27 protein-coding genes are annotated in these 26,988 nt (G+C 60.9%); 15 read left to right on the top strand and 12 right to left on the bottom strand.

The window, feature by feature from the left end; translation table 11 throughout:
- Nucleotides 1–16: 16 nt before the first annotated feature.
- Nucleotides 17–1,069 (top strand): 3-hydroxyisobutyryl-CoA hydrolase, encoded by a 1,053-nt coding sequence (locus CIK76_RS09695; RefSeq protein ID WP_096286037.1) that lies wholly within the window; start codon nucleotides 17–19, stop codon nucleotides 1,067–1,069.
- Nucleotides 1,066–1,962, top strand: coding sequence for a 3-hydroxyisobutyrate dehydrogenase (gene mmsB / locus CIK76_RS09690; RefSeq protein WP_096285811.1), 897 nt, complete (start codon nucleotides 1,066–1,068; stop codon nucleotides 1,960–1,962). The genes CIK76_RS09695 and mmsB overlap by 4 nt, the downstream gene beginning before the upstream one ends.
- On the opposite strand, the gene CIK76_RS09685 is transcribed toward mmsB, so the two are convergent.
- Entirely contained in the window at nucleotides 1,957–2,460 is a 504-nt protein-coding gene (locus CIK76_RS09685) for a MarR family transcriptional regulator (protein ID WP_096286035.1), read from the bottom strand. The two genes, mmsB and CIK76_RS09685, sit on opposite strands and share 6 nt — an antisense overlap.
- Nucleotides 2,461–2,531: 71 nt before the next feature.
- On the opposite strand from CIK76_RS09685, the gene CIK76_RS09680 reads away from it, so the two are divergent.
- On the top strand, nucleotides 2,532–3,674 hold the full coding sequence (locus CIK76_RS09680) for an acyl-CoA dehydrogenase family protein (RefSeq protein ID WP_096285809.1): 1,143 nt from the start codon (nucleotides 2,532–2,534) through the stop codon (nucleotides 3,672–3,674).
- Between the two features lie 331 nt (nucleotides 3,675–4,005).
- Here CIK76_RS09680 and nadE read toward each other — a convergent pair whose 3' ends face one another.
- Together nadE and CIK76_RS09670 are read right to left on the bottom strand one after the other, a co-directional pair.
- Nucleotides 4,006–4,830 (bottom strand): ammonia-dependent NAD(+) synthetase, encoded by an 825-nt coding sequence (nadE, locus tag CIK76_RS09675; RefSeq protein ID WP_096285807.1) that lies wholly within the window; start codon nucleotides 4,828–4,830, stop codon nucleotides 4,006–4,008.
- Nucleotides 4,831–4,923: 93 nt separating this feature from the next.
- A complete protein-coding gene (locus CIK76_RS09670; RefSeq protein ID WP_096285805.1) occupies nucleotides 4,924–5,358 on the bottom strand; it encodes a helix-turn-helix domain-containing protein in 435 nt (144 codons plus the stop codon).
- Nucleotides 5,359–5,593: 235 nt separating this feature from the next.
- Here CIK76_RS09670 and pyrE point away from each other — a divergent pair, with 235 nt between their 5' ends.
- The gene (pyrE, locus tag CIK76_RS09665) at nucleotides 5,594–6,151 is read left to right on the top strand and encodes an orotate phosphoribosyltransferase (protein ID WP_096285803.1); all 558 of its coding nucleotides are present in this window, start codon (nucleotides 5,594–5,596) and stop codon (nucleotides 6,149–6,151) included.
- Between the two features lie 98 nt (nucleotides 6,152–6,249).
- Here the strand turns inward: pyrE and CIK76_RS09660 are convergent, their stop codons facing one another.
- The 4 genes from CIK76_RS09660 to CIK76_RS09645 form a co-directional block, all read right to left on the bottom strand.
- Nucleotides 6,250–8,634, bottom strand: a complete 2,385-nt coding sequence (locus CIK76_RS09660) for a glycoside hydrolase family 3 N-terminal domain-containing protein (RefSeq protein ID WP_217990366.1) — start codon at nucleotides 8,632–8,634, stop codon at nucleotides 6,250–6,252.
- Between the two features lie 210 nt (nucleotides 8,635–8,844).
- Nucleotides 8,845–10,155, bottom strand: coding sequence for a TRAP transporter large permease (locus CIK76_RS09655; RefSeq protein ID WP_096285801.1), 1,311 nt, complete (start codon nucleotides 10,153–10,155; stop codon nucleotides 8,845–8,847).
- 8 nt (nucleotides 10,156–10,163) lie between these two features.
- Complete coding sequence (locus tag CIK76_RS09650; RefSeq protein ID WP_096285799.1) at nucleotides 10,164–10,667, bottom strand: TRAP transporter small permease; 504 nt, start codon at nucleotides 10,665–10,667, stop codon at nucleotides 10,164–10,166.
- Between the two features lie 29 nt (nucleotides 10,668–10,696).
- Nucleotides 10,697–11,707 (bottom strand): TRAP transporter substrate-binding protein, encoded by a 1,011-nt coding sequence (locus CIK76_RS09645; protein WP_096285797.1) that lies wholly within the window; start codon nucleotides 11,705–11,707, stop codon nucleotides 10,697–10,699.
- 194 nt (nucleotides 11,708–11,901) lie between these two features.
- Here CIK76_RS09645 and CIK76_RS09640 point away from each other — a divergent pair, with 194 nt between their 5' ends.
- The 5 genes from CIK76_RS09640 (at nucleotide 11,902) to CIK76_RS09620 (ending at nucleotide 17,626) form a co-directional block, all read left to right on the top strand.
- Nucleotides 11,902–12,909, top strand: coding sequence for a LacI family DNA-binding transcriptional regulator (locus CIK76_RS09640; protein WP_217990365.1), 1,008 nt, complete (start codon nucleotides 11,902–11,904; stop codon nucleotides 12,907–12,909).
- Nucleotides 12,910–12,990: 81 nt separating this feature from the next.
- Nucleotides 12,991–14,397, top strand: coding sequence for a glucuronate isomerase (uxaC, locus tag CIK76_RS09635; protein ID WP_096285793.1), 1,407 nt, complete (start codon nucleotides 12,991–12,993; stop codon nucleotides 14,395–14,397).
- Nucleotides 14,394–15,788, top strand: a complete 1,395-nt coding sequence (locus CIK76_RS09630) for a mannitol dehydrogenase family protein (protein WP_096285791.1) — start codon at nucleotides 14,394–14,396, stop codon at nucleotides 15,786–15,788. Before uxaC ends, CIK76_RS09630 begins: the two co-directional genes overlap by 4 nt.
- Before the next feature lie 54 nt (nucleotides 15,789–15,842).
- Nucleotides 15,843–17,072 carry a D-mannonate dehydratase ManD gene (gene manD / locus CIK76_RS09625; RefSeq protein ID WP_096285789.1) on the top strand — a complete coding sequence of 410 codons (1,230 nt, stop codon included), beginning with the start codon at nucleotides 15,843–15,845 and terminating at the stop codon, nucleotides 17,070–17,072.
- A complete protein-coding gene (locus CIK76_RS09620; RefSeq protein ID WP_343252121.1) occupies nucleotides 17,069–17,626 on the top strand; it encodes a gluconokinase in 558 nt (185 codons plus the stop codon). The genes manD and CIK76_RS09620 overlap by 4 nt, the downstream gene beginning before the upstream one ends.
- Nucleotides 17,627–17,784: 158 nt before the next feature.
- On the opposite strand, the gene CIK76_RS09615 is transcribed toward CIK76_RS09620, so the two are convergent.
- The 5 genes from CIK76_RS09615 to CIK76_RS09595 all read right to left on the bottom strand — a co-directional run bounded on the left by CIK76_RS09615 (nucleotide 17,785) and on the right by CIK76_RS09595 (nucleotide 21,134).
- Nucleotides 17,785–18,510: an ABC transporter permease gene (locus tag CIK76_RS09615; protein ID WP_096285787.1), complete on the bottom strand. Its 726-nt coding sequence runs from the start codon at nucleotides 18,508–18,510 to the stop codon at nucleotides 17,785–17,787.
- Nucleotides 18,507–19,292 carry an ABC transporter ATP-binding protein gene (locus tag CIK76_RS09610; RefSeq protein WP_176484157.1) on the bottom strand — a complete coding sequence of 262 codons (786 nt, stop codon included), beginning with the start codon at nucleotides 19,290–19,292 and terminating at the stop codon, nucleotides 18,507–18,509. The genes CIK76_RS09615 and CIK76_RS09610 overlap by 4 nt, the downstream gene beginning before the upstream one ends.
- Nucleotides 19,293–19,333: 41 nt before the next feature.
- Nucleotides 19,334–19,873, bottom strand: a complete 540-nt coding sequence (locus tag CIK76_RS09605; RefSeq protein WP_217990364.1) for a TetR family transcriptional regulator — start codon at nucleotides 19,871–19,873, stop codon at nucleotides 19,334–19,336.
- 115 nt (nucleotides 19,874–19,988) lie between these two features.
- Nucleotides 19,989–20,228 carry a hypothetical protein gene (locus CIK76_RS09600; RefSeq protein WP_096285783.1) on the bottom strand — a complete coding sequence of 80 codons (240 nt, stop codon included), beginning with the start codon at nucleotides 20,226–20,228 and terminating at the stop codon, nucleotides 19,989–19,991.
- Between the two features lie 57 nt (nucleotides 20,229–20,285).
- Entirely contained in the window at nucleotides 20,286–21,134 is an 849-nt protein-coding gene (locus CIK76_RS09595) for an HAD-IIA family hydrolase (RefSeq protein ID WP_255248413.1), read from the bottom strand.
- 136 nt (nucleotides 21,135–21,270) lie between these two features.
- Here CIK76_RS09595 and CIK76_RS09590 point away from each other — a divergent pair, with 136 nt between their 5' ends.
- The 6 genes from CIK76_RS09590 (at nucleotide 21,271) to CIK76_RS09565 (ending at nucleotide 26,945) form a co-directional block, all read left to right on the top strand.
- A complete protein-coding gene (locus CIK76_RS09590; protein ID WP_096285781.1) occupies nucleotides 21,271–21,927 on the top strand; it encodes an RNA methyltransferase in 657 nt (218 codons plus the stop codon).
- A gap of 115 nt (nucleotides 21,928–22,042) precedes the next feature.
- Complete coding sequence (locus tag CIK76_RS09585; protein WP_176484156.1) at nucleotides 22,043–23,461, top strand: M23 family metallopeptidase; 1,419 nt, start codon at nucleotides 22,043–22,045, stop codon at nucleotides 23,459–23,461.
- 191 nt (nucleotides 23,462–23,652) lie between these two features.
- Nucleotides 23,653–24,675: a class II fructose-bisphosphate aldolase gene (gene fbaA, locus CIK76_RS09580; RefSeq protein ID WP_096285777.1), complete on the top strand. Its 1,023-nt coding sequence runs from the start codon at nucleotides 23,653–23,655 to the stop codon at nucleotides 24,673–24,675.
- A 2-nt stretch (nucleotides 24,676–24,677) separates the two neighbouring features.
- Nucleotides 24,678–25,091: a DUF3151 domain-containing protein gene (locus CIK76_RS09575; RefSeq protein ID WP_096285775.1), complete on the top strand. Its 414-nt coding sequence runs from the start codon at nucleotides 24,678–24,680 to the stop codon at nucleotides 25,089–25,091.
- A gap of 364 nt (nucleotides 25,092–25,455) precedes the next feature.
- The gene (locus tag CIK76_RS09570) at nucleotides 25,456–26,109 is read left to right on the top strand and encodes a DUF4956 domain-containing protein (protein ID WP_096285773.1); all 654 of its coding nucleotides are present in this window, start codon (nucleotides 25,456–25,458) and stop codon (nucleotides 26,107–26,109) included.
- Nucleotides 26,106–26,945, top strand: a complete 840-nt coding sequence (locus tag CIK76_RS09565) for a polyphosphate polymerase domain-containing protein (protein WP_096285771.1) — start codon at nucleotides 26,106–26,108, stop codon at nucleotides 26,943–26,945. The genes CIK76_RS09570 and CIK76_RS09565 overlap by 4 nt, the downstream gene beginning before the upstream one ends.
- Nucleotides 26,946–26,988 lie beyond the last annotated feature (43 nt).

Raw genomic sequence — 26,988 nt, 5'->3', positions numbered from 1 at the left:
CCGAGGGGTGGGTATTTTGACCGACATTCTGACCGAGCGCCGGGGGCATTTGGGACTCATCACTCTCAATAGGCCCAAAGCGCTCAATGCGCTCACTACGCAGATGTGCCGGGGCATGCTCTACGCGTTGCTTGAATGGCGTGATGATCCAGCGGTGCGACAGGTCGCGATCACCGGAGCGGGGGAGCGAGGCCTGTGCGCAGGGGGCGATATTGTGGCGATCTACCGGGATATCTTGGACCGAGATGGGTCCACCGAAGAGTTCTGGCGTATCGAGTATCAACTTAATGTACTCATTGACGAGTATCCGAAACCGTTCGTGGCGTTGATGGACGGGATAGTGCTTGGCGGCGGGATTGGGGTTTCCGCCCACGGCAGCCATCGCATCGTGACCGAGACCAGCCGCTGCGCCATGCCAGAGGTGGGAATCGGTTTCTTCCCAGATGTGGGAGGTACCCACCTGCTGGCCAAGGGTGCAAAAGCCGCGGGACGCCTAGCGGCACTAACCGGGATGAGATTCCACGCGGCAGACACCATTGCCTTGGGGCTGGCAGACGACTACGTGGCGCAGGCGAGCTTGCCGCAACTGCTGACCGAGTTGGAGACTCTCGAAGCCGATCAGGTGATTACGCGATTTACGAGCACCGCCGAGCAGGGAATACTGGACGAGGATTGGGTTCAGGCCTTCGCCGAACCAAGTATCCCGGCGATTCTCGCCGCGCTCGACGCTTGCGCGGACGCCCAGGCCAGCTTTGTCTCCAAGGCACTCCGAGCCGCCTGCCCTAGTTCGGTGCGGCTCGTCGATGATTTGTTGGCCAGTGCCGGGAAGAACCTGCGCGAGGATCTGCGTCGCGAGTTCAGGGTCGCGGTTAACCGACTGGATGACCCGGACTTCGCCGAAGGAATCCGGGCCGCGGTGATCGACAAAGATCGCAACCCCCAGTGGCATGAACGAGTGGGTAATTTGACCCGCGAACAGCGAACGGCACGACATTTCGCACCATTGCCTGGAGCGGAATTGAATTTTGCACTGTTGGAGCAGGGGTTACGAGAAAAGAGTGGAAGATGAGCGGAAAACCAATCATAGGATTCTTGGGACTGGGCCATATGGGGCTTCCCATGGCCATCAACTTGCACCGTGCGGGGTATCGCCTCAAGGCTTTTGATGTGGTGCCTGCCGCTCTTGAAGCGGCCGCCGCGGCCGGAATCGAAACTGTGGTTACCGGCACCGAAGCCGCAAGCGACGTGGATGTCGTGCTCACCATGTTCCCCACCGGGCAGCATGTACTGGATGCCTACCGGGACTACCTGCTTGGGGCTGCCAAGGCGGACACCTTGTTCTTGGAGTGCTCGACAATCGATGTGGCACAGGCGCGCGAAGCCGCCCAGCTCGCGGTGGCGGCCGGTCATCGAAGTGCCGATGCTCCAGTTTCCGGTGGTGTAGTTGGCGCGGAAGCGGGAACCCTGACATTTATGCTCGGCGCCGATGAAGCCGACCTGGCGCAGATCAACCCGGTGCTCGAAATCATGGGCAAGCGGGTCGTGCATTGCGGTGGGCATGGGGCGGGGCAAGCGGCCAAGGTTTGCAACAATATGCTTTTGGGCATCTCCATGCTCGGCGCGGCGGAAGCCTTCGTCTTAGGCGAGCGTTTGGGCCTGGAGCACCAGGCCCTTTTCGACGTGATTTCCTCGGCTTCGGGGCAGTGCTGGGCGGTGACAACAAATTGTCCGGTCCCGGGCCCCGTCCCTAGCTCGCCGGCCAACCGGGAATATCAGCCTGGATTTGCTGCCGCGTTAATGGCCAAGGACCTCGGTTTGGCCTCCAGCGCATTGGAACAGACGCAGACCGATGCGCAGCTAGGCAGTCTCGCGGCCGCGCTGTATCGGAAGTTCAGCGATGAGGGAAATGCAGGCACCGACTTTTCCGGGGTCATCAATGCGATTCGAGACGGTTCGTTATAGGAAGTCGCCCGAGGCGCGGCGGAAACGAGAGAGGATCTCGAATAGATCTGTCGCGTCTTTGGCTTCCAAATCGCTTTGGGCGAAGAGCTGTTCGTTCAAATCAGTTCGGGCGGCATCGAGCACCTCCAGGCCTTGGGCCGTGAGTTCCAGGAGCCTGGTTCGCCCATCGGTAGGGTGCGCAACTCGTTGCACCAGCCCGGTGGCCTCTAGCCGGTCCACCGAGTTGGTCAAGCTCGTAGCATGAACCTGGAGCAGCTCACTTGCGTGACTCATCGGGAGCGAACCGCGCTTGGAGAACCCAAGCAAGGCGAGCACTTCGAAACGCGCAAAGGTGAGCCCATGCGGTTTGAGAATCGCATCGGCTCGCTGCAAGAAAATCGACGCCGTGCGCATCACCGCGGTGATAGCGGCCATGGCATTGGCTTCGGATGCCCAACCATGGGCAACCCACTGTTCACGGGCCTGAGCAATCGGATCGCGTGGCAATGGAGAATTCAACATTTACCCCCTAAGGAAGTCTTAGTCCAACAATATACTTGGACTTCCAAGGGTTTGGAAGGAGAAATCGGATGGACCTATTGGGTGTGGCACACCAACTGCACGAGGCCGATCGGACGCGACTAGAACAGGTGCGTGAGTTTTTGCAGACACGCATTCGCCGGCAATCGATCGAGTTCTGGAATCGCGAGGAATTTCCCGCAGGGCTCGTGCAAGAGCTGGCCGATGCCGGTTTAGCGGGAGTGCAGCTAGATGGCTCCTCGCATCTGTTGCGCGGGTTGCTCCACGCGGAAATCGCAAGAGCCGACGTATCCCTTTCATCCATTGTCGGCATCCACAATGAGCTCATCGTGGGCATGATCGATGCGCTCGGATCGGATGAGCAGCGTGAATCCTGGCTTCCAAGACTCACCACGTTCCAAGCCTTTGGCGCCTTTGCGTTGACCGAACCCGACCATGGTTCGGACATTGCCGGAGGCATCCACACCACCGCGACCCGCGAGGGCGACGAATATGTGCTCAACGGGGCCAAGCGTTGGATCGGAATGGGGACCATCGCCGATTTTGCGTTGATCTGGGCAAAATGTCCCGAGAGCGGCGCGGTAGGGGCCTTTCTGGTGGAAAGCAACCGTCCGGGTTACAGCGCAACCAAGATCGAAAACAAGATCGGCCTGCGCATCATGCAGAATGCGGATATTTCAATGGAGAATGTCCGCATTCCGTTGGAGAATAAACTCCCTGGTGCGGTCAACTTCGCCTCGGCGAATGCGTTGTTGATGCAGTCTCGCGCCTGGGTCGGGTGGCAGGCGGTTGGCGCCATGCTGGCAACCTTGGATATCTGTACCGCTTACGCTAAGGACCGGCAGCAATTCGGCCAACCCATTGCCTCATTCCAGCTGGTGCAGCAATCCTTGGCGGAGATTGCGGGTAATGCGACGGCTTGCCTGTCAATGATGATGGACATCGCGCGCAAGCAAGAACGCGGCGAACTGGAAATGGTCGACGCGGCGCTGGCCAAATCCACTGCAACCCGGCTCGCACGCCAAACGGTCTCGTTGGGCCGTGCGCTGCTTGGCGGAAATGGCGTGGTGACCGACCATGAGATGGCCAAATTCTTTTGCGATGTTGAAATCCTGCACACCTATGAGGGCACCTATGAGATTAATTCATTGATCGTTGGACGGGCGCTGACCGGAGTGAGCGCGTTCGTCTAGGGAAAATCTCCATGTGTAGGTGGCCGAGTCCTAGTGAACTTTTGCGCCGAAAGTACGTTCCAATCCGGAAAGTGCTGGCTAGGGCAGATCATCAGCATGCGCCACCTGCACGAGGATCATGGCGGTCTAACGCTTCCGTAGCTGCGCGTGGGGCACAGTCACTGGGCTTGAGCTTCATTATGCTCGGGGCTGCAGTTGTCCTGCCATTGCTGTCTGCCGGTTTCTGGAAGAGTGCACGAGTAAGCGAACATCCACGAAAACAAATTAATGACGACTTCAAAACCCTGTGCGAAGCTCTCGAGGTAACCGACTCGGTGCCCGAGGAGAAGAGCTAGCTGCGCCACCAGGTATCGAGGTAGGTTGCGGGAACCGTACGCTTATGGCGCGAACCGAGGAAGCGGGATTCGATGGACTTGGCTGCGGCAGCATCGACTTCCCGGCCTTCGAGGTAGTCATCGATCTGCGAGTAGCTCAGCCCCAACTCGTCCTCATCAGTCCGCTGCGGCTGGCCATCTAATAGGTCCGCGGTTGGTTCCTTGGCCCAGAGGAGCTCTGGAGCACCCAATTCTCGCAGCAAGGCTTGGTTCTGGCGTTTATTCAACCCGGCGAGAGGCAAAAGGTCCGCGCCACCATCTCCGAACTTGGTGAAGAATCCGGTGACCGATTCGGCTGCATGATCGGTTCCGAGGACCAGCATGCGGCGATCGCCGGCCATGGCGTATTGCACGATCATGCGCATTCGGGCCTTCGCGTTACCGCGGTTGAAGTCGCTGATGCGTGGGTGGCCCGCGTTGTCCAGCGCTTCATCCAGAGCCTTGACGGGCATTTCGATATTTACTTCAAACTCCTCGTCGGCGCCGATGAACGCCATGGCCTTCGCCGCGTCATCGGCGTCGCTCTGCACCCCATGGGGCAGGCGGACCGCGACAAAGTGCGCCTCGCCGCCGGCGTCACGGACCTCTTGGACCGCCAGTTGCGCAAGCCTTCCGGCCAAGGTGGAATCGATGCCGCCTGAAATTCCCAGCACGAAACCCTTGGCTCCGGTTGCACCGAGGTAGTCCTTCAGGAACCCCACGCGCTGGTGGATCTCCTGTGCCGGAATGATTTGTGGCTTGACGCCAAGTTCTTCGATGATCTCTGCTTGCAGTTCGCGCATGCATCCAATACTAGGCATGAGAATGGGCGCAGCGGCCAAATACCGCTGTTCGGGGCGGAAAGTTAATCTGTTTTCAACATTCCACCCGGCAGGCTACTCGGTTTCAGCCTCGGCCCAGCCAAAGTTCTTGGCCATCTGTTCCAGGGAACTCACCGTGGTGGAATATGCCTCCGGGGTGAGCCCCTCGCCGCACTGGGTGCGGATTCGTTCGACCAGTTCGCTGAGCTTCACCAGTGACACATGTCCGCGTTCGGTGATCAGGTACTCACCGCCTTGGCGCGAAATCCACCCGGATTCCACGAGCTCTGCCAGGTGTTCGGTGACGGACTGAGGTTCATCGGGCGAGGCAAAAAACGGTGAGAGGCCCGTGGTGAGCTCGGCTTCCGACGCAGGATTCTGCTCGAGCAGGTTCAGCACCTGCCATTGCCGGCGCGTGACACCGTGTTCTTCCAAGGTCGCTGCAAACTGCTCGTCGATCAGCGAATCCACCAATTTTAACCAGAAACCCAAGGGGCGAGTCGCATTCATGATCCCACCCTAGCCGGGAGTTACGGCTGGGGCTAGGGGCTAAAATAAACAAGTACGGCCAGCTCAATCGCGGTTCCACCGATCCGTCACCGGGCCCTGATCAGGTAACGATGCACGGCTGCGAGGGACTGTTCCCGGAGTACCGCGTCTTGGGGCTGGATTGCACCGAGAAATAGCTGTCATACAGGGCATTCCGTGCAACGGCCACTCGGTTGTGGCGATTAGAATTGTGCCTATGAGCGAAACCAACGCCCGTGAGCGGCTTAAAGAACTGATCCAAGAACTTGCCATCGTGCGTGGCAAGGTCACTCTTTCCTCCGGCAAGGAAGCGGATTACTATATCGATCTGCGCCGGGTCTCCTTGCAGCAGGAAGCCTCCGGACTCATCGGCGAGGTCATGCTCGATCTGCTGGATGCGGCAAAGCTTGAATTCACCAATGTTGGCGGTTTGACCATGGGCGCAGACCCGGTGGGTACCGCAATCATGCATACCGCGCGGACTCGGGGCCGTAGCCTTGACGCATTCGTGGTGCGCAAGGCGCAGAAGTCCTATGGAATGGGACGTCAGGTTGAAGGGCCGAGTGTCGAAGGCAAGAACGTGATCGTTCTGGAAGATACCTCAACTACCGGTGGTTCCGCTCTGACTGCCGTCGAAGGCGTGCGCAAGGCCGGCGGCAACGTCATTGCCGTCGCCGTGATCGTTGACCGCGACACCGGCGCCAAGGAGCGCATCGAGGCCGAAGCTGGCGTTCCGTACTTGTTCGCCTATGGCAAGACCGAGCTGGGCCTGTAACTACATACTCAATAAGAACTGGCCCGGATGGGACGGACTTTTGGTCCGCCCCATCCGGGCCAGTTTTTATTGAGCTGCGGTTCCTAAGCCGTGGCTTGCTAGTACGTCAAACCGTAGCCGAAGGGGTAGAGCTCACCATCGGTGGTTTCCGCATAACCTGGCAGGTCGCTGTACTGCTCGCGGATGGCCTCGGCGGTGCCGGCCAGCGCGAACGGCATGCGACCCTGCGGTGCCACCTTTCCGGAGAGCACGTCCATCAGCGCGGTGTCGCTCATGCCGAATCCTGCCACGATGGCGCCCGCATCGCGCATTCCGCTGGCCTCATCCATGACGAATGGCTGGCGGAAGTACACGTGCATGACAACCTTGCTCGGGTCCTCGACCTCGTTCATGACCTCTTTGATGGTGTCCAGCGAGGGGCTGATTTCCCACGACTGCGATTCGGACATACCGGTGAAGTCAAGGACGCTGGACTCCCATGGCAGCGAGCCGCCGAAGACCAGGCCGTCGTCCGTGCAGCTCTCGGCATCCTGGGTCATGCAGGCATCCGCGGCGCCAAACGGACTGTTGCCGTCGAGCCCAGCGACGCCGTCCATGATGATCGAGCTGAGGTGCTCGGGGTTCATCCCGGTTTCCGGATCGTTGGACTTGTAGGCGCTGGTGTTTTTGTTGTTCACGGTCACCGAGATCAGCGCGTAGTCGCTGTCTTCGGCGCTTGGACGCGCGGCCGGATCTTCGGTGTTGCCGTTGGTGACGTCGTAGCCGTAGCTGGCGACCTTTTCCTCGGTGAAGTCACCCAGGATGTAGACATCCGAGTTCGGCTTCAGCGGAAGGACCTTCTCCCCGTCTGGAGTTTCCTTGTTCTGCAGCAATACCGCCGATTTGCGCTGCAAATCCAGTCCTACCTCGCGGTTCGCCTCGCTGCCAACGATCTTGCCGGCGGATTCGACCTCGACATAGGGGTTCTCAAACAGGCCCATCTGGAACATCGGGGTGGTCAGCCGCGTAGCTGCCAAATCGATGCGTTCCTCGGTGAGCAGTCCCGAGTCGACCAGATCGGTGATTGTCTTGACGTCGTGGAAGCCCGAAAGGGTGTCGGTTCCCCCGTTGACCGCGGCGGCGACCCGCTCCGGGACGCTCTGGTCTTCTAAGCCCCAGGCGCGGTCGTTGATGATCCCGGTGTCAGAGTTGACGTATCCGGCGAAGCCCAGCTCGTCGCGCAGCAGGTCATTGACGATCTGTTTGGAGAAGGCCATGCCGGTCGAGTCGTATTCGACGCCGTTGTTGGTGACCTCCATTGGTGCCCCGTAGTAGGGCATGATTGAGGAAACGCCGGCATTGATGGCTGCTTCGAAAGGCTTGAGGTGGTAGCCGAAGCCATCACCTGGGTAGACCTGGGTCTTGCCGAAGGAATAGTGCGCATCCAGGCCCAGTTCCTGCGGCCCGCCGCCGGGGAAGTGCTTCATGGTCAGCGCGACCGGGCTGTCCGGGTTCAACGAGACGCCTTCTTGGTCCGCTGGCCCCTGCAGGCCCTGGACGAGCGAGCTCATGATGTTCGAGTTGAGCTCAGCGTCCTCGGTGAAGGTCTCGTGGGCACGGTACCAGCGTGGTTCGGTGGACAGGTCCGCCATGTAGCCGTACATTCCGCGCAGCCCGATGGATGCCCACTCCTCGCCCATGACTCCGGTGAAGTCATCGATGATGGACATGTCTCCGGTGGCCGGATCCTGCCCGGTGCGCAGTGCCTCTTCGCCCAGAGCAGCGGCCGCCAGACCCGCCTCCTTGGGGAACGCGGTGAAGGCGCCGGCGGACTCGTTGATCCCGGCACGGGCATCCGGGTCGATGTGGTTGCGCGCGTTGGACTTGAACAGCATCGGGATGCCCAGACGAGTTCCTTCGCCGAGCTCCTGGACGGTGTTCATGTATTTGGCCGCTTCCTGCGGGGTCAGCGAGGTGCTGGCCCGGAAGCCGCCTTCGCTGCCGCCGCAGACTGCTTTGTCCTCGCTGGTCACCGTGTTGCGGAAGACGAAGCGGTGCATCTTCTGGTTGTTCACGTAGTCGCTGGCCTTTGGATCCAGCGTGCCGCGGGTTTGCGTTTCGACGTCGCAGGCGGCGTTCAGCGTATCGATCAGCATCAGTCCGGACTTCTCGTCCAAGGTCATCTGCGAGACCAGATCCGCAGCGCGTTCCTCCGCTGGCTTGCGCCAGTCTTCGTAGGTATCGAGCTTGCCGTTGGCGTTCAGATCCTTGAAGCTGCGGCCGTTGTGCTTGATGGTGTCCTTGACGCGTGCTTCAAGCGTTGGCGGTTTGCCGTGGTTCCCCTCATTGGACTTCGCCGCGGTAGGGAGTTCCGCGGCAGCTGGCTCGTTGCGGTTGCTTGGCATGGCTCCGGCTGCCGGGGCGGCCAGCGTAAGGGCCAGGGGAATGACTATTGCCGCCGCGATGCGTCTGCGCATCGCGAGCGGTGAATTCTTTCGGGACATCGGTGTCTCCATTGGTGGGTTGCGAATGATGGTTGGAATCCCTGAGCTGTGCGGATATTCCAAATCACTTCTACTGTGACTTGGCGCATAGTGAAGTTCGAAGCGGTTGCCATAAATTGCCGGGTTGCAGGAAAGTGCCTTGCAGGCCCGGATGCCAAAAATCCCCTGCAGGCCTAGGCCTGCAGGGGATCAAGGTGGAGCAAACGCTGCCTAAGGAGCGATCAAATCCAGCTGGGTTGGCAGCCAGAGGCTTAGCTCTGGAACGAAGACCACGAGGAGCAGTCCCGCGAGGAGTGCGATCAGGAACGGCAGCAGTTTCTGGATCACCGGTTCGATGCGCAGCCCCGCGACCCGGGCGCCGATGAACAGCACGTTGCCCACCGGCGGGGTGATCGTTCCAACGCACAGGTTGAAAACGAGCATGGTGCCGAAGTGCACCGGGTGAATTCCGAACTCCATGACGATCGGGAGGAAGATCGGGGTGAAGATCAAAATTGCCGGGGTCGGGTCCATGAATGTTCCCACGGCCAGCAAGATCACCATCATGATCATCAAGATGAGCGTCGGGTTATCGGTCAGGCTCAGCAGCCCGTCCGAAATCATATCCGGGATGCGCGCGAAGGACATCAGCCAGGACATTGCCGTGGAAACGCCGACGAGCAGCATCACGATGGCGGTGGTCTTGGTTGCGTTGAGCAGGATGCCGGGCAGATCGCGAACCTTGATTGCCTTGTAGATGAATCCCAGGATCAGGCAGTAGACCACGGCGATCGCGGCTGACTCGGTGGGCGTGAAGACGCCGCTGAGGATACCGCCAATGACGATCACGATCATCAGCAGCGAAGGAATGGCCTTGACCAGGGTCTGGATCGCGACGGCGAAGGTGACGCGTTCGGTGGAGCGAGTTTCCTTGTGCTTGCGCGAGTACAGATAGATCACGAGCATGCACGCGAGGATCCAGACCAGGCCCGGGCCGTAGCCCGCCACGAAGAGCGCGGCGATCGAGGTGCTGGAAACCAGCGAGTAGACAATGAAGGTATTGCTCGGCGGGATCAGCATGCCCGAGGGCGCCGAGGCGATGTTTACCGCGGCGGAGAAGTTGGGGTCGTAGCCTTCCTTCTTCTGCCGTGGACCCATGACGGTGCCTACGGCGGCGGCCGAGGCGACGGCCGCTCCGCTGACCGAACCGAAGAGCGCATTGGCCACGGTATTGGTCTGCGCCAGCGAGCCAGGCATCCGGCCGACCAGCACCTTGGCGGCATCGATCAGCCGCCCGGCAATCCCGCCATTGTTCATCAGCACGCCGGCCAGGATGAAGAACGGTATGGCCAGCAGCGTAAATGAATTAATACCGGCGAACACCTGCTGCGAGGTGGTCAATACGGCCCGGTCGAAGCCTAGGACCGCGATGATTGCGGCCACCGAGCTGAGTCCGATGGCCACCGCGATAGGCACCGACAAGATAATGAGTACAACGATTCCGACGAGGAGTATGAGCCCCGCGAGTAGTGCAGTTTCCACGGTTCCTCCTAGACGACGTCGGGTTCGGTGTCTGCGATGGGCTCTTCATCGCCGCGGATAACCGCAAGCGAATGGTAGATCGCATAAAAAATGATGATGATGCCGGTGATCGGCATGACCAGATACAGCGGGCCGACCGTGGCGGGCAGGCCGGTCAGGGCCTGCCCCCACGATTTCTCGGCCACGCGGAAACCGCCCCAGACCAGTACCAATGCGGAAAATGCCACAATGGCAAGCTGGACGAAAAGCGCCGTCGCTTTTTCCAGGGTTGTGGGCAATTTGCGCACCACGAAGTCCACCGCGATGTGGCCGCGTTCGGCGAAGACCAGCGCCGCGCCGAACAGGCCGAGCCAAACGAACAGGTATTGCGCGAGCTCTGAAGTCCAAGCGCTGGGGCTGTTGAGGACCTGGCGGGCAAAGACCTGCCAGACCACCGTGAGAACGAGGACCGCGAATAACACGACGCAGGCCACCGCGAGGATTCTGTCGAAGCTTCTCTTTACTACTTGCATGAAATTACCTGTCCGTTAACCAATGCTGATTACTTGGCCGCAGCGCGTGCAGCGTCGTAGATCTTCTTGGCGGAGTCGGTCTTGACATACTTCTCGATCAGCGGCTTCAACGCCGTCTGGAATGCCGCGGCATCCACGTCGTTGAATTCCACGCCGGCGGCTTCGAGCTCGGTGTGCGCCTTCTCGGTTTCGGTGGTCCATAGCGCGGTGTGCTCGGTGACCGCAGCATCCCACTGCGCGTCGAATGCCGCGCGGTCTTCTTCGCTCATGGCTTCGTAGGCGTCGGTGTTGACGACCACGTAGTCCAGACCCACCAGGTGGTTGGTGTTGGAGAAGAACTTGGCAACCTCGGAGTGCTTCTGGGTCAGGTAGGAGACTTCGTTGTTCTCGGCCGCGTCGATCACGCCGGACTGCAGCGCGGTGTAGACCTCGCCGAAGGCCATTGGGGTAGGGGCGCCCTTCATGGCCTTGATCATGTCCAGCTGCACCTCGGATTCCTGAACGCGCACCTTCATGCCGGCCATGTCCTCGGGGGTGTTGATCGGTGCCTTGGCGTTGTAGATGCTGCGGGTGCCCTGGGTGAAGCCGCCGAGTACGGTCAGGTTCTGGTCCTCCAGCGAGGAGTAGAGCTCGCCAACGATTTCCTCGTCACCGATCACGCCCATCTGGTGCTCGACGCTGTCGAAGACCCCTGGCAGGTTGAAGACCTGGAATTCGGGGTTCAGGTTCTCCAGCTGGGTGCCGGAGACGACCGCCATGTCCACGCTGCCGTCGCTGACCAGCTGAATCGCTTCCTGCTGCGCGCCGAGGGTTTCGTTGGCGTATACGTCAACGGAGACACGGCCCTCGGTAGCTTCGTCGAGGTTCTTTCCCATATTGTCCAGTGCAATGAAGGACGGGTGGGTTTCGGTCTGGTTCAGGGCTAGGCGAAGCTCCTTTGAATCGCCACCTCCCGAAGCATCGGTGCCACCACAGGCCGCGAGGGTCAGCATCATTACTGCCGCGGCGCCGGTGAGGCCCAAAAATTTAGTGGAACGCATGTGTTACCTGTTTCCTGCCCGCATGCGGGCATCTGTAAGGGCTCGGATCCCCGGCCGATTCACTTGCAATGGGGACACGCCACCAAGTGCGGCGGGTCCTTGCCATACTCCATAGAGCCAAACCCCGTTGCCATATTGCAACATGTTGCCACTAGTTGCATGGGTCACGCTTACACTGATCGATGGAGGTCCAGATGACAGAATTACCAAAGCAACCCTCGATCTATGACGTGGCCGCGGCGGCAGGAGTTTCCGCATCCACGGTTTCGCGTGCCTTCGCCAGACCCGGTCGGGTCAGCCACCAAACGGCGCAACGCATCTTCGATGCAGCGACCGCTATCGGCTACCGCTCGGCCCACATGCCGGGATTCAGCCGTGCCGCGGGGCGCCACACCTCGATGATTGCCGTGGTGATTGCCGATATCAGAAACCCGGTGTATGCGGAGATCGTGCGTGGGGCCGAGGCCGCCGCCTCGGAATCCGGCTACATCACCCTACTTGCCCACACCCAGGAATCCGAGGTTCGTGAACGCCAGGCGTTGGAACGTGTCCTGCCAATGGTTGACGGCATCGTGCTCTCCAGCTCGCGCATGTCCGACTCCGCGATCCGGATGCTTGCCAAGCAGAAGCCGATGGTCGTGATGAACCGTGCGGTCAAGGACGTGGCCAGCGTGGTCACCGACAATGCGCGCGGAATCCGCCGCGCCGCCGAGCACCTGGCCGAACTTGGCCACCGCAATATCACCTACCTGGCCGGGCCCGAGGCCTCCTGGGTGGACGGCATGCGCTGGCGTTCGCTGCGCGAAGCGGCGAGCGAACTCGGACTCTCGGTGCGGCGCACGAACTCGTCCAAGCCGACTATCGGCGGGGGTGAGGCGCTGGCAACCGAATGGCTGCAGCGCCGGACCAGCGCGGTCATTGCCTATAACGACCAGATGGCCATCGGCTTCATGCGCGGGCTGACGCAGGCACGGGTGCAGGTTCCCGGCGAGGTGAGCGTTGTGGGATTCGACAACAGCTACGGTGCGGCCTTGGTTACTCCGGCACTGACCACGGTGGAAACACCGTTGTACTCGCAGGGCGCCACCGCGGTGAACAACCTTCTGGCCTTCGCCGCGGGCGCCAAGTCGAGGTCAAACGAACCGGTGGTGCTGCCCGCAAGGCTGGCGGTGCGCAATTCGACGGGACCGGCGGCGGAATAGGTAGTTGCACTCGGGCAACTGTTGTTGCCAACAAATGGCAACTTGTTGACGAAGGTCATACAACTTGGAAACCATGTTGCCATGTCCTCATCGATTGCCGCCGCGCCAGACCGGCTTCTCCCATCCGATCCCGGAACGCGTGCCATTGCACGAAATCTCCTGGAGCTGGTCCAAGACCTGCCGATTATCTCCCCGCACGGCCACGTCGATCCGGCCATGCTGGCCACCGATACCCCGTTCCCGGATCCGGCGTCGCTGTTGGTCACCCCCGATCACTATGTCAAGCGGCTGATCCATGCAAGTGGCGTCCCGATGGACCGCTTGGTGCTGGGCACCAGCCCGGACGTTGATGCCCGCTCCATCTGGCGCGAATTCGCCAAGGCCTGGCCGTTGTTCGACGGCACCGCTTCGGGCTACTGGCTGCGTTCCGAGTTCGAGCACGTATTTGAACTGCGCGACGAAATTTCCGAGGCAACCGCAGACGCCAGCTTCGACGCGCTGCAGCGCAAGCTGAACGAGCCGAGCTTCCGCCCCCGCCAGCTGTTCAAGGACTTCAACATCGAGGTGCTGGCCACCACCGATGACCCGATGGACGATCTGCGCTACCACGCGGAAATTGCGGCAGATGCGAGCTTCGCAGGACGGGTGCTGCCGACCTTCCGTCCCGACGCCTACCTGAACATCGCCCACCCGGATTGGGTGGAGAACGTGGATAAGCTCATCGGCGAGGCCGGCGACGGGGCTTCGGGCTACGCCGGCTACCTCGCAGCCTTGGAGAATCGCCGCAATTACTTCATCTCCCACGGTGCGGTTTCCGCGGACCACGGCGTGCGCACCCCGCTGACCCTGAAGCTGGACCGCGCCGAGGCCGAACGCCTGTTCACCAAGGCCCGCTGCGGGGAGGCCACCGCCGAGGACCGCGACGTGTTCGAAGCGCACATGATGTACGAGTCCGCGCGGATGTCGGTGCAGGACGGTCTGGTGATGACCGTGCACCCCGGCTCCTTCCGCAACCACCACCTGCCGAGCTTCGAGAAGTTCGGTGCCGATACCGGCCACGATATTCCGTTCCCGGTCAGCTTCACCGAAGCGGTGCGCCCGGTATTGCAGGACTTCGGCACGGCGGCGGACTTCAACTTCATCCTGTTCACCATGGATGAGACCGTTTATTCCCGCGAGTTGGCGCCGCTGGCCGGGTTCTACCCTTCGGTGTACATTGGCGCCCCGTGGTGGTTCCTCGACGCCCCCGATGCGATGCTGCGCTTCCGCTCCGCGGTGACCGAGACCGCCGGGTTCTCCCGCTCCTCCGGGTTCATCGACGACACCCGCGCCTTCTGCTCGATCCCGGCCCGGCACGACGCCTCACGGCGCATCGAAGCCTCCTTCCTGGCCCGGCTGGTCGCCGAGCACCGGGTCAGTGAGGACCGCGCCGCCGAGCTGATCGTTGATGTCGTCGACGCCGCACCACGCAGGGCTTTCAAGCTGTGAGCGGCGTAGCGCAGCGCAGCGGCACCCGCCCGCAGATCCGCATCGTGCATCTAGGGCTGGGCGCCTTCCACCGCGCCCACCAGGCCTGGTACACCGCGCAGGCCGGCGACGGCTGGGGGATCGCCGCCTTCACCGGGCGTTCGGCGACCGCCGCGCAGACGCTGAACGCGCAGGACGGGCTGTACACCCTGGTCACCCGCGGGCCGGAGGGTGACCGCTTCGAAACCATCGAATCGATCGCCACCGCCTACGCGGCCAGCGACCTCGACGCGTTGCGCGACCTGCTCTCCCGCGGCACCACCGCCATCGTGACGCTGACGATCACCGAAGCCGGGTACAAGGTCATCACTGCCCAGGGGCAACCGGTGCTCGATGCCCAAGATCCAGATGTGCGCCATGACCAAGAAGCGCTGGCCAGGATGCTCGACGGCGGCGAAGCGGTGGGAGAATTGCGCACCGCCCCGGCGCGCATCCTGCTGGGGCTCGCCGCCCGCAAGGCCGCAGGTGCCGGCGCCCTGGCGATTGTCTCCTGTGACAATCTGCCGGGCAATGGCGCGGTCACCCGCGCCGCGGTGCTCGGCTTCGCCGCCGGAATCAATGCGGAGCTGGCTAAATGGATCACCGCCAATGTCAGCTTCGTGGACACCTCCATCGACCGAATTACCCCGCGGACCACGGAAGAAGACCGTGCCACGGTCGCCGCCGAAACGGGTTTCCAAGACGCGTCCCCGGTAGTCACCGAACCGTTCACCTCCTGGGTGCTGCAAGGAGACTTCCCAGCCGGACGTCCGGCCTGGGAAAAGGCCGGCGCCTTGTTCGTTGATGATCTTGAGCCCTTCGAACGGCGCAAGCTCTGGCTGCTGAACGGTGCCCACACGCTGATGGCCTACGCCGGACAACTGCGTGGACACGAAACCGTTGCCCAGGCGCTGGCCGACCCGCAAGTCAACCAGTGGGTCCAAGAGTTCTGGGATGCTGCGGCGGCGCACCTGAGCGAGCCGGGACTGGATATCCCCGGCTACCGTCAGGCGCTGGCCGAACGCTTCGCTAATCCGCGCATCGCCCACTACCTAGCTCAGATCGGTATCGACGGGTCGCTGAAGCTGGCAGCCCGCGCGATCCCGGTCTACCGGGCAGAGCTCGCCGCCGGACGCGACGGGCGCGCAGCCTTGCGTCCCATCGCCGCCTGGTGCGATCAGCTCACCGCCCAACGTGCCGCGGGCGCGGAAGTGGCAGACGCGCAGGCTCCGGCCCTGGAAGCGGCGCTCGCCGATTCCTCGGGGTCCCGGGAGCAGACCATCGCGTTTCTCACCGTGCTTGATGCGCAGCTCGCCGCCGAAGGCCCGGCAGTGGACGGCGTGCACCAGCTGCGCAAGGGATTTACCAGCTAGTTTTCTCCACCTCTCACGTGAGCATCGAAGCTCACGTTTCCCGAAAGGATTGCCATGAAAATCATCAAGGCAGAAGTATTTGTGACCAGCCCGTCACGCAACTTCGTGACCCTCAAGGTCACCACCGAATCCGGCCTGGTCGGCATCGGCGACGCAACCGTGAACGGCCGCGAACTCGCCGTCGCCTCCTACCTGAAGGACCACGTCGCCCAGCTGCTCATCGGCAAGGACGCGCACCGCATCGAGGACACCTGGCAGTTCCTCTACCGCTCCAGCTACTGGCGCCGCGGACCGATCACCATGGCCGCGATTGCCGCGGTGGACATGGCCCTGTGGGATATCAAGGGCAAGGCCGCCAACATGCCGGTCTACCAGCTGCTGGGCGGCGCCTCGCGCAACGGCCTGCGCGCCTACGGCCACGCCTCGGGCACCGACACCGAGCAGCTCTTCGACTCGATCCGCGAGCACCTGGAACTGGGCTACAAGTCCATCCGCGTGCAGACCGCCGTCCCGGGCATTAAGGCCGTCTATGGCGTTGCCGCCCAGACCCAGGCCTCGGGTGAACGCTACGACTACGAGCCCGCCGGCCGCGGCGCGTTCCCGCAGGAAGAGGACTGGGACACCCGCGCCTACCTGCGCCACCTGCCGAGCGTCTTCGAGGCGGTGCGCAACGAATTCGGCCCGGAGATCCCGCTGCTGCACGACGGGCACCACCGCATGACCCCGATCCAGGCCGCCAAGCTGGGCAAGTCCCTGGAACCCTACGACCTGTTCTGGCTCGAGGACTGCACCCCGGGCGAGAACCAGGAAGCGCTGCGCCTGGTCCGCCAGCACACCACCACCCCGATCGCCATCGGCGAGGTCTTCAACACGATCTACGACTTCCAGTCGCTGATCAAGGAACAGCTCATCGATTACGTGCGCGCGGCCTCCACCCACTTCGGCGGCATCTCGCCGCTGAAGAAGGTCATGGACTACGCCGCCCAGTACCAGGTCAAGTCAGGCTTCCACGGCCCGACCGACATCTCCCCGGTGGGCTTCGCCGCCCAGCTGCACGTGGGCCTGGCCATCCACAACTACGGCATCCAGGAGTACATGCAGCACTCGGACGCCACCAACACGGTCTTCGAGCAGTCCATGACCTTCGAGGACGGCTACCTGCACCCGGGCAACAAGCCGGGCCTGGGTGTCGAATTCAACGAGGAAGCGGCGTTGTCCTACCCGTACCAGCAGGCCTACCTGCCTTACAACCGTCTCATCGACGGCACCGTCCACGACTGGTGAGCGCCGAAATCATGGATGCCGTTGCGCACGGAGTGGAAACGCCGAATCCCACCATGCTGCACCGGGTCATCGTCATGGGTGTCTCGGGCTGCGGCAAGTCCACCGTGGGCGAGCTGCTCGGCGCGGAACTGGATGCGGGATTCCTCGATGGGGATTCGCTGCACCCGCAGGCGAATATCGACAAGATGGCTGCCGGGCAGCCACTGGACGACGCGGACCGCGAACCGTGGCTTCGCGAGGTCGGCAATCGTTTGGGAACGGTCGGCAACGAATCAATGGTCATCGCCTGCTCTGCGCTGAAGCGGAAATACCGTGACCTGATTCGGGCGCAAGCGCCAGGAACGGTGTTCATCCACCTGCACGGCTCGGAGGAGCTGTTGACCGAGCGCATGGGCTCACGTCCCGGCCACTTCATGCCGGTGGGACTGCTGCAGTCGCAGTTGGCAACCCTCGAACCGCTGGAAGCTGACGAATTCGGTCTCGTACTGGACATCGCGCAGCCACCTAGTGAGCTGGTTCAGGATGCGGTTGCTTGGCTGGAATTCCGAGACTAGAACTCAGATTAAGAGGCAGTGGGGACTGATTCTGCTCAGTCCCCACTGCCTTTTGCCTCCAGACGTTTACAGCGCTTCGAGTCCTGCCCTGCAGAGAGCGTTGAGAAACCCCAGGCAGATTGGTGCCTTTGCCGCGCCGGGCCTCGGGGCCGGGGCCGCTACGGCGTCCGGCGGCGCAGCGTCAGCGAACCGATAATAAGCGCCGCAATAATCCACGCGATGATAACCAGCAGGCTCGCGGTCGTGGCCGAATCTTCGGTGCCATTCGCGATCGCCGTCAACGCATCGATCGCATGCGACAGCGGCAGCCAATCGCCGAAGACCTCCAGCGGACGTGGAAGCTGCGCACGTGGAAGGATGATCCCGGCCAGCAGGAACTGCGGAAAGATGAACAGGGGCATGAACTGCACCACCTGGAATTCGGTACGGGCAAAAGCGCTTGCCATCAACCCCAGGCTGGTGCCCAACAAGGAGTCGAGCGCCGCAACCGAAAACAGCAGCCAAAGGCTCCCCTGGATTTCCAAGCCGCACACCCAGACGGCAAATGACACCGCGATCACCGTTTGGAGGATTGCGATCAGGGTGAAGGCCAGCGCATAGCCAAGAATGAATTCCCCCTTGGCCAGCGGCAAACTCAGCAAACGCTCCAGGGTTCCGATGTGGCGCTCACGAAGCGTGGCAATGCTGGTCACCAGAAACATGACGATAAACGGAAACAGCGCGATCATGGCTGGGCCGATCAGGGCAAAAACGTCTGTATCGGTGAAGATCCAGGACATCAAGCCAATGAGCAGGCTGGGAACCACCAGCATGAGGGCAATGGTTCGTGGATCGTGCCGAACCTGCTGCAAGACGCGTCCGGAGGTGGCGAGCGTGCGGATCATGGTGAACTCTCCTTGCCCGCGGCGCGGTGTTTTGGAGTCGGCCGTGCAACGTTCGGCGTTGCGCCGCCAACCCCGCCAACAAGGGCCAGGAAGGCTTCTTCTGGATTCTCGGTTCGAGTGCGTGCAAGCAGTTCAGCCGGGGTGAGCTGGGCTAGCAGTTGGCCCTCGCGGAGCAGGAGCAACTCGTCGCAGCGCATCGCTTCATCCATGACATGGCTGGAGACCAGTAGGCACATTCCGGTGGCGGCAAGTTCGGTAAACAGCCGCCAGAGATCGGAGCGAAGCACCGGGTCAAGCCCGACCGTTGGTTCATCGAGGATGACGAGATCTGGCGTTCCGAGCAACGCAATGGCCAATGACACTCGGTTGCGTTGTCCTCCGGAAAGATCTATGGCTAATTTTTTCGACTGAAGATCGAGATCGGTCAACGCGATGACGCGGTCAACATCTGCGGTGGATACGCCAAGAATCCTTGCGAAGTAGGCGATATTCTGGCGCACGGTGAGATCGTCGTAGACGCTGGCAGCCTGCGTCATGTAGCCAACTCGGTGGCGCAGGGCCTTGCTGCCGGCCGAGGAGCCGAGCACCTTCACGCTGCCATGGGTGATAATTTGGCTCCCGACGATGCTCCGCAGCAAGGTGCTCTTGCCGCTGCCGCTAGGGCCCAGTAGGCCAATGACGCGTCCGGGGGACAGCGCAAAACTCAGCTCGTCGAGCACAAGCATCTTGCTTCGCTTCGCGCTCAAACCGTCCACGACAACGCAGGCCGATTTATTCATCATGCAATGAATTAAAGACCCCTTTAAGGCCGGGGTCAACGCTTTCAGGACGGCATTTTTCCTGTCAGATGCCACTGGACGGCGGGCCCAATGCAGGCGACTACCTCCTCGTCCTCCATCGAAGCCAGCGGCTCGAGCTGAATGATGTACCGCCCGATAATCATTCCGATGACCTGTGTCGCTGCCAGCGCGGCTCGTCGGTCGGCGTCGGCGGGCGGCAAGGATTTGCCAAGCCGCGCGAGCAGTTCTTTTTGGAGGAAGGGCCGCATGAGCTTGGTTGCCGACTGACTGGAAAGCATGCCACGGATCAAGCTGGTGGCCGCAGGACGAATGGCGGGGTTTGCCCACGCCGTCACGACGGTGCGCACCAGGGCTTCGCCCAGTTCGTCAAGCGGGCTGGTCATTGCCTGAGCAACCAGCTCCCCAGGATTAACCGGCATATTGAGCGCTTCGAGGAAGAGGCCGGTCTTGTCTTTGAAGTAGTGGTGAACCAGAGCCGAATCGACACCAGCGCGGCGCGCCACGGAACGAATGCTTGCCGCCTCGAAACCGACGGTGCTGAATTCCTCGGTCGCGGCTTTCAAGATTTTCCGGCGGGTTGAACCTGTGGTGCTGCCCCTAGGCCGCCCGCGGCCACGTGGTGCGGCGCTCGGGTATTCGGATTCCTGATTCACGGATCAAGCATACGTCTTGGGTGCCTCAGCTGCGCTTGGCCCACAGGCCGAGAATTACGAGCAAGTAGGCGAGCACGGCAAATCCGAGCAGGCGGTGCTCTCCCCACACCACGGTATTGGATACGGAGCAGTGCAATTCGGCGCCTTGGCCCAGACAGGAACGCATCGCATAATTCAAGGCGATGAAAAGGGTCAGGCCCAAATAAATGCCAACGGCAAGCAATACGAACTTCAACAGCCTCCGCTGGGAGGGACGGCTCATCATGCAAACAAGTATCCGCCCCTTTCCACGGTTGGCAAGGGGCGGATCTCAAGGCTCAGGCTACGGCTTTTTAACCTTGCCGGCAGCTGGTTCGCCGGTGCCTTCCGCTACTAGCTCGCCGTGCAGGGTAGCCACCGAGGGGTACTGCAGATCCGGGCGGAACGGGAAGGTATCAACATCGCTGGCCGAGGTGATGCCGGTGTGGACCAGCGCGGTCAACAGCCCGGCTTCCATGCCGGCAATGATGTCGGTGTCCATCCGGTCACCGATCATTGCGGTGGTTTCCGAGTGCGCGTCGATCCGGTTCAGGGCCGAACGGAACATCATCGGATTGGGCTTGCCCACCACGTACGGTTCGCGGTTGGTGGCCCGAGTGATCAGCGCCGCCACCGCGCCGGTGGCCGGCAGCAGACCCTCGGACGAAGGGCCGGTGGCATCCGGGTTGGTTGCGATAAAGCGTGCGCCGCCCTCGATCAAGCGAATCGCCTTGGTGATGGCTTCAAAGGAGTAGGTGCGCGTCTCACCGAGCACCACATAATCCGGATTCTGATCGGTCATGATGAACCCGGCATCGTGCAAAGCGGTGGTCAAACCTGCTTCACCGATTACGAATGCGCGTCCGCCGGGGCGCTGACGTGCCAGGAACTCGGCGGTGGCCAGGGCGGAGGTCCAGATGTTCTGCTCCGGAACGTCCAAGCCCGAGGCGAGCAGTCGGGCGCGCAGGTCGCGTGGGGTGTAGATCGAGTTATTGGTCAACACGAGGAATCGCAAATCGTTCTCGCGCCAGTACTGAATCAGCTCGGAGGCACCCTTGATTGCCTGATTTTCATGGACAAGCACGCCGTCCATGTCGGTCAGCCAGGTTTTGATGTCGTGGATGGTGCGCGAAGCTCGAGTTATGGTCGTCACGAGGTGTTATTCCTCCTTGGGCAGTGATGGTGGGACGTTTCGTCATTGATCAACTTCCCTGGTACTAAAAGCCTACACAGCAATTGCCGTGAGTGCCGTGAACGTGGACACCTCGCCGAACAACTACCCTTAAAGGGTGAACGAAGAATCGCAGGAACCCACGGCAGATCCAGCAGCGCAACACATCATCGGCGTTGGCCCTTGGCAGGGTGAACTGCCGACGGAGGCGCACTATGACCCTGAGCTGTTGGCCCAGGGAGATCGGCGCAACGTCGCCGACAAGTACCGCTACTGGTTGATGGACGCGATCATTGCGGATCTCGACGAGCGCCGCCACGATTTTCATATCGCTATTGAGAACTGGCAGCACGACATGAATATCGGCACAGTGGTGCGCTCGGCAAACGCGTTTCTGGCCAAGGAGGTCCATATCATTGGCCGCCGACGCTGGAATCGCCGAGGTGCTATGGTGACCGATCGTTACCAACATGTACGCCACCATGCCACCGTGGATGAATTCGTGATCTGGGCCGAAGGGGAGGGGCTGACCATCTTGGGGATAGATATTTTCCCCGATTCGGTCCCTCTGGAGACATACGAACTTCCACGAAACTGTGTGCTGGTGTTCGGCCAAGAAGGCCCTGGCCTCAGCCCGGAGGTACATGCAGCAGCGAAAGACACTCTTTCAATTGAACAGTTTGGTTCAACTCGATCGATAAACGCAGCTTCGGCTGCCGGTATAGCGATGCATGCCTGGGTCCGCAGGCACGTCTTCGGGCAACGGGTGAGTTAACAAAGGGATAAACATCTGTCTTTTAGGCAGAAGTTTATTCGAGCATCTGGATTAGTTGTGAAATACACCATAGGCTAGGCCTTGGTTATGCATTCGTGATCTGGGAGCGGCAGTAGTGAAACGGCGACATCAGGTAAACCACGACTTATTACTTATCGGCTTGCCCCGGAAAAGGAAACGTCTGATCGTATGGGCCACCTCAGTGGTGGCCGCCATTGGTCTCACCGGCGCGCTCGCAATTCCTATTGTTGCGCAAACAGCCGATGATCGTCAGGGCAATATGCCCATAGCCATCGATGCGCAGGCCGCGCCCGCAAACTTCAGCAACCCGGTCTATGTCAATCAGGACGCTCCGTTGAACGCCTTCGGCGGATCGGGGCGGGCGCTTGCCATCGATGGCCGCCCCTTGGGGATGGTTGAAGGCGCCGCCGAAACTTCCGAGGAGTCCGAGTCCGAAACCGAAACCGCACTTCTCGCAGGAGCCGTTGGCGCCATCGGGCAGCTTCCCGGTGACTTGCAACTGATGCACCCGGTCCCTACTCGACGCATCTCCAGTCCCTACGGGTGGCGCAGCAATCCCACCGGTCCAGGAAACCAGATCCACATCGGTCAGGACTACCCAATCTCTTGTGGTTCTCCGGTGTACGCCAGTGAAGCTGGTCGCGTCATCGTCTCCGGATGGCACGGCCACTCGGGCATGCGCGTCACCATCGACCACGGTAGCAATGTACAGACCGGCTATAGCCACAACTCGAAGCTGGTGGCCAAGATTGGCCAAGAGGTCAAGCAGGGCGAGCTGATCGCGCTCGCGGGAACCACCGGTAATTCGACGGGTTGCCACGTGCACTTCGAAGTGATCGTCAACGGTCGCTGGCACGATCCACGCAACTATCTGCCAGGGATCCCCGGCCAGCCCAAGGCAATGATCGATTCGACCCGCCTGACGGTGAACTCGAACAGTGCTCCAAAGGGCAACGGCTCCAACGGTCCACAAACGCAGGGACCGGATCGCAACGAGAGCTCGGATCCTGATGTAGTGGTTCCACGGGACGACACTCCAGTGGTGCCGAAACCTAAGCCAAAACCGAAGCCAAGCCCGAGCGATTCGAACTCGCCATCACCGACGGACTCCAAGCCGCCTTCGCCTACGGAATCGAAATCTCCGTCACCGACGGACTCGAAGTCGCCGTCGCCTACGGATTCGAAGTCGCCGTCGCCTACGGATTCGAAGTCTCCATCACCGACCGACTCCGAGTCGCCTTCGCCAACCGACGAGCCGACACCGACTGAGGGGTCGGGGGATACCCCGCCATCCGAGGATCCAACGCAGGATACATCTACCCCGACGGAGCCTAAGGCTACGGATACAGCGCCGAAGACCAGTGATTCTTCTACCCCGGATAAGAAGGAATCGACTCCTACGACCACGGAAACCAAGGGTTCCTCGGCACCGCCGGCAACGTCAAGCACGGTAACCCCGGAGGTGACCGGGTCATCCGATGCTTCGCAGTCCTCGGGGTCGGCCAGCAAGTAGCAGGTCACCGATAACCGCGGGTGGAAATCAGCCAAAGGCTGGCTTCCACCCGCGGTTTTCTGCTCCAATATGCTTCATCACGTGTCACGTTCGGAGATCTACGCCACGTCACGCCCCGCTGGCGATAGGATGGGGTGAGAAACGCCGTCAAAGGCGACGCGTCCACCCTCGCTAATCACAAGGAGTGAAGCATGCCTATCGCAACCCCCGATAAGTACAATGCAATGATCGATGCCGCCAAGGCTGGCGGGTACGCCTTCCCGGCGGTCAACGTCACCAGCTCGCAGACGCTGAACGCCGCAATCCGCGGCTTCGCCGAAGCCGAATCGGATGGCATCATCCAGGTATCCACCGGTGGCGCAGCCTACTGGTCCGGTGCCTCCATCAAAGACATGGTGACCGGCTCGCTCGGTTTTGCCGCCTTCGCCCGCCAGGTCGCCAAGAGCTACGGCGTGAACATCGCGTTGCACACCGACCACTGCCCAGCCGACAAGCTGGACTCCTTCGTGCTGCCGTTGCTTGCAGCCTCCGAGGCAGAGGTCGCCGCCGGCCGCGACCCATTCTTCAACTCGCACATGTGGGACGGCTCGGCCGAAACCCTCGAAGAGAACCTGCGCATCGCAGCCGAGCTGCTGCCGCGCACCGCTGCCGCCAAGCAGATCCTCGAAGTCGAGATCGGCGCAGTTGGCGGCGAAGAAGACGGCGTGGAGAACGCCATCAACGACAAGCTGTACTCCACCGTTGAGGACGCCTTGGCTACCATCGACGCCCTGGGCGCCGGTGAAAAGGGCCGCTACATCACCGCGCTGACTTTCGGCAACGTGCACGGCGTGTACAAGCCGGGCAACGTCAAGCTGCGTCCAGAGATTCTGAAGGACATCCAGGCTCAGGTTGGCGCCAAGATCGGCAAGGCCAACCCCTTCGATCTCGTCTTCCATGGCGGTTCGGGCTCCTCCGATAAGGAAATTGCCGACGCGGTGTCCTACGGTGTCATCAAGATGAACATCGATACCGACACCCAGTATGCCTTCACTCGCCCGGTGGCAGGCCACATGCTTGCCAACTACGACGGCGTGCTGAAGATCGACGGCGAAGTCGGCAACAAGAAGACCTATGACCCACGCGTCTGGGGCGCCAAGGCTGAAGAGTCAATGGCGGCTCGCATCGTTGAGGGTGCACGTCAGCTCGGCTCGGCCGGAAAGTCGCTGAAGTAATAATGGCCGGAGAGAATCTACTGGGTATTCCAGAGACACTGCTGCCCGAGGAAACCGACGTGCTTGCGCGTTTGGATGCCGGGGATGAGCCACTAGACCTTGCAGCGAAGTTCCCTTCATCTTCACTGGTGTGGGCGCTGTTGGCCAATGAGGCGCACGCAGAAGGCCGGACTGTGGAATCCTACGCGTTCGCCCGAGTGGGTTACCACCGTGGTTTGGACTCGTTGCGCAAATCAGGCTGGCGCGGACAGGGACCGGTCCCTTGGCGCCACGCGCCGAACCGCGGTTTCCTCCGTTCGCTCTATGCGTTGGGTCGAGCGGCCGCAGCCATCGGCGAAGCCGAGGAAGTCGAGCGAATCGAGAAATTCCTCAACGATTCGGATTCCAGCGCAAAGGGCGCAATCGAAGCCGAGTAGTAACGGATTAATAAGACGGACGAAAACCATTCGGGTTTTCGTCCGTCTTTTTAATTCCTGAATGCTGTTCGCAAAGTGTCCTTTAACCGGAAGAGAAGAGCATTGAGCTTGCAAGCCATCTGCAAACCGAGCCACGCTTCATATTCCGGATGCTACCGAGCGGGGATTTGGTGGCGATTTCGACCCCGGATTCTCTGTTTGACTTGTTTTTGCAGAAGTAGTTGGAGGGGAAGGTCAGAAAAGTATCCCCACTGGATGAAAATGAGATCGTTCTCATCAAGTTCTACTTTAGGGCTCATCTTGTTAACCTAAAGTTCAATTTAGTGAACGAATCACCACATCATCGCAGTGAAGGGAATCCGCCATGCTGTCATTCTGGTTGGCACTAGCTTCTAACGTTATCGGCATTACCGTCCTCGTCTATTTCGTATATTTCCGCCGTCACTTCCGGCGAGATCTGGTTTTGGCCTACATCGCCTTGAGCATGGGTATTTTCGCCGTGACAATGCTGCTTTCGGGCAGCGGAGCTGGAATGGGCTTGGGGCTTGGCCTCTTCGGCATCCTCTCGATCATTAGGCTGCGTTCGGATACCTTGACCCAAGAAGAGGTCGCTTATTACTTCATCTCGCTGGCGATTGGCCTGGTCAACGGACTTCATCCGGATCCGGCCTGGCTGGCACCGGCCGCCACCGGCGCGTTGGTGCTGGTCATGTTCCTCGCCGACCACCCGCGCTTTGCACCTCGCACGGATCGCCAGACGGTGACCTTGGAGAAGGCCTACCCGCAGAAGCATGAATTGGTGGCCGCGCTGGAAAAACTGCTTAACGCGAAGGTGTTGCGCACCGTGGTCATTGAGCTCGACATGGTTCGCGATCTGACCATCGTAGATGTACGTTTTCGCACGAATCAGGCCAGCAAGCCGAAGGTCAAAACCGATGTCTTCTCGGGAACCTATGAACTGGCCAATACGTTGCCTGCCTCGGATAACACCGCCAAGCAGGAGTCGTGGTCCAAATGACCGCCGAGGTGAGAACCGACTCCTGCGCGCGTGAAGCCATTGAAGCGGCCGTCACTGACCGCTCGCCGATAGGATTAGCGGAAGTCATTTCGGAAGCTGCCCTGCAGACACGCGTGGACCGCAAGTTTCTGCTCACTCCAGGTGAATTTACCGCCCTCTCGGAGCGCCTAGGGGATGGTTTCAAGATCATGGAGATCGACGGGCTTCGCACCTTCCGCTATGAATCCGTGTACTTCGACACCGAGGACTTCGAACAGTACCGGGCTCACCGCCAGGGCCGTCGCAGACGTTATAAGGTCCGCTCGCGTACCTACGCGGACACCGGATTGTCGATGTTCGAGATCAAGACCAAGGGACTTCGCGGATCCACCGTGAAACACCGCGTGGAACAAGATCCGCAGTTGGCTGGCGAGCTGACCGCTGAGAACGCCGAGTTCCTCGAACAGGTACTGGCAACCGAGTACGGAGAGGAAGCGCCGGACTTGGCGCCGGTGCTCGATAGCTCCTATGTTCGTGCGACTTTCGTAAACCCCATCGACGGTGAACGAGTAACCTGCGATGTGGAATTGAGCTACGCGAATGGTGAGCAGCAGATCGCCGGACCAGATCTGATCGTCGTGGAAACCAAATCTGCCGACGGACGTGGAGCTTCAGACCGAGCGCTTGCCGATTTGGGCATCCGCGAGGTCAGCATGTCGAAGTACTGCATCGGCATCGCGTTATTGCATCCGGAACTGCCTGCTAACCGCTGGAGCCGCCTCTTGGAACAACGCTTCGGCGCACGGCACCGCCCGGTGTCTTATCCGGCACGTCGCAGGACGGCAGTACGCAGCTAAACGCCAAGATTTGCAGCCCTTGGGGATGATCTCCTATAAGAGA

The organism is Glutamicibacter sp. BW80 (assembly GCF_002332385.1).
In the GTDB taxonomy this organism is placed as follows: Bacteria; Actinomycetota; Actinomycetes; order Actinomycetales; family Micrococcaceae; genus Glutamicibacter.
This window is presented reverse-complemented; position numbering and strand designations above follow the sequence as displayed.

What these genes read in the sequence shown, in the direction of transcription:
- mmsB (WP_096285811.1), top strand. Translation starts at nt 1,066, where the DNA reads ATGAGCGGAAAACCAATCATAGGATTCTTGGGACTGGGCCATATGGGG.
- CIK76_RS09680 (WP_096285809.1), top strand. Translation starts at nt 2,532, where the DNA reads ATGGACCTATTGGGTGTGGCACACCAACTGCACGAGGCCGATCGGACG.
- nadE (WP_096285807.1), bottom strand. Translation starts at nt 4,830, where the DNA reads ATGCGCGAACTGCAAGCAGAGATCATCGAAGAACTTGGCGTCAAGCCA.
- CIK76_RS09670 (WP_096285805.1), bottom strand. Translation starts at nt 5,358, where the DNA reads ATGAATGCGACTCGCCCCTTGGGTTTCTGGTTAAAATTGGTGGATTCG.
- pyrE (WP_096285803.1), top strand. Translation starts at nt 5,594, where the DNA reads ATGAGCGAAACCAACGCCCGTGAGCGGCTTAAAGAACTGATCCAAGAA.
- CIK76_RS09660 (WP_217990366.1), bottom strand. Translation starts at nt 8,634, where the DNA reads ATGTCCCGAAAGAATTCACCGCTCGCGATGCGCAGACGCATCGCGGCG.
- CIK76_RS09650 (WP_096285799.1), bottom strand. Translation starts at nt 10,667, where the DNA reads ATGCAAGTAGTAAAGAGAAGCTTCGACAGAATCCTCGCGGTGGCCTGC.
- CIK76_RS09645 (WP_096285797.1), bottom strand. Translation starts at nt 11,707, where the DNA reads ATGCGTTCCACTAAATTTTTGGGCCTCACCGGCGCCGCGGCAGTAATG.
- CIK76_RS09640 (WP_217990365.1), top strand. Translation starts at nt 11,902, where the DNA reads ATGACAGAATTACCAAAGCAACCCTCGATCTATGACGTGGCCGCGGCG.
- uxaC (WP_096285793.1), top strand. Translation starts at nt 12,991, where the DNA reads ATGTCCTCATCGATTGCCGCCGCGCCAGACCGGCTTCTCCCATCCGAT.
- manD (WP_096285789.1), top strand. Translation starts at nt 15,843, where the DNA reads ATGAAAATCATCAAGGCAGAAGTATTTGTGACCAGCCCGTCACGCAAC.
- CIK76_RS09615 (WP_096285787.1), bottom strand. Translation starts at nt 18,510, where the DNA reads ATGATCCGCACGCTCGCCACCTCCGGACGCGTCTTGCAGCAGGTTCGG.
- CIK76_RS09610 (WP_176484157.1), bottom strand. Translation starts at nt 19,292, where the DNA reads ATGATGAATAAATCGGCCTGCGTTGTCGTGGACGGTTTGAGCGCGAAG.
- CIK76_RS09600 (WP_096285783.1), bottom strand. Translation starts at nt 20,228, where the DNA reads ATGATGAGCCGTCCCTCCCAGCGGAGGCTGTTGAAGTTCGTATTGCTT.
- fbaA (WP_096285777.1), top strand. Translation starts at nt 23,653, where the DNA reads ATGCCTATCGCAACCCCCGATAAGTACAATGCAATGATCGATGCCGCC.
- CIK76_RS09575 (WP_096285775.1), top strand. Translation starts at nt 24,678, where the DNA reads ATGGCCGGAGAGAATCTACTGGGTATTCCAGAGACACTGCTGCCCGAG.
- CIK76_RS09570 (WP_096285773.1), top strand. Translation starts at nt 25,456, where the DNA reads ATGCTGTCATTCTGGTTGGCACTAGCTTCTAACGTTATCGGCATTACC.
- CIK76_RS09565 (WP_096285771.1), top strand. Translation starts at nt 26,106, where the DNA reads ATGACCGCCGAGGTGAGAACCGACTCCTGCGCGCGTGAAGCCATTGAA.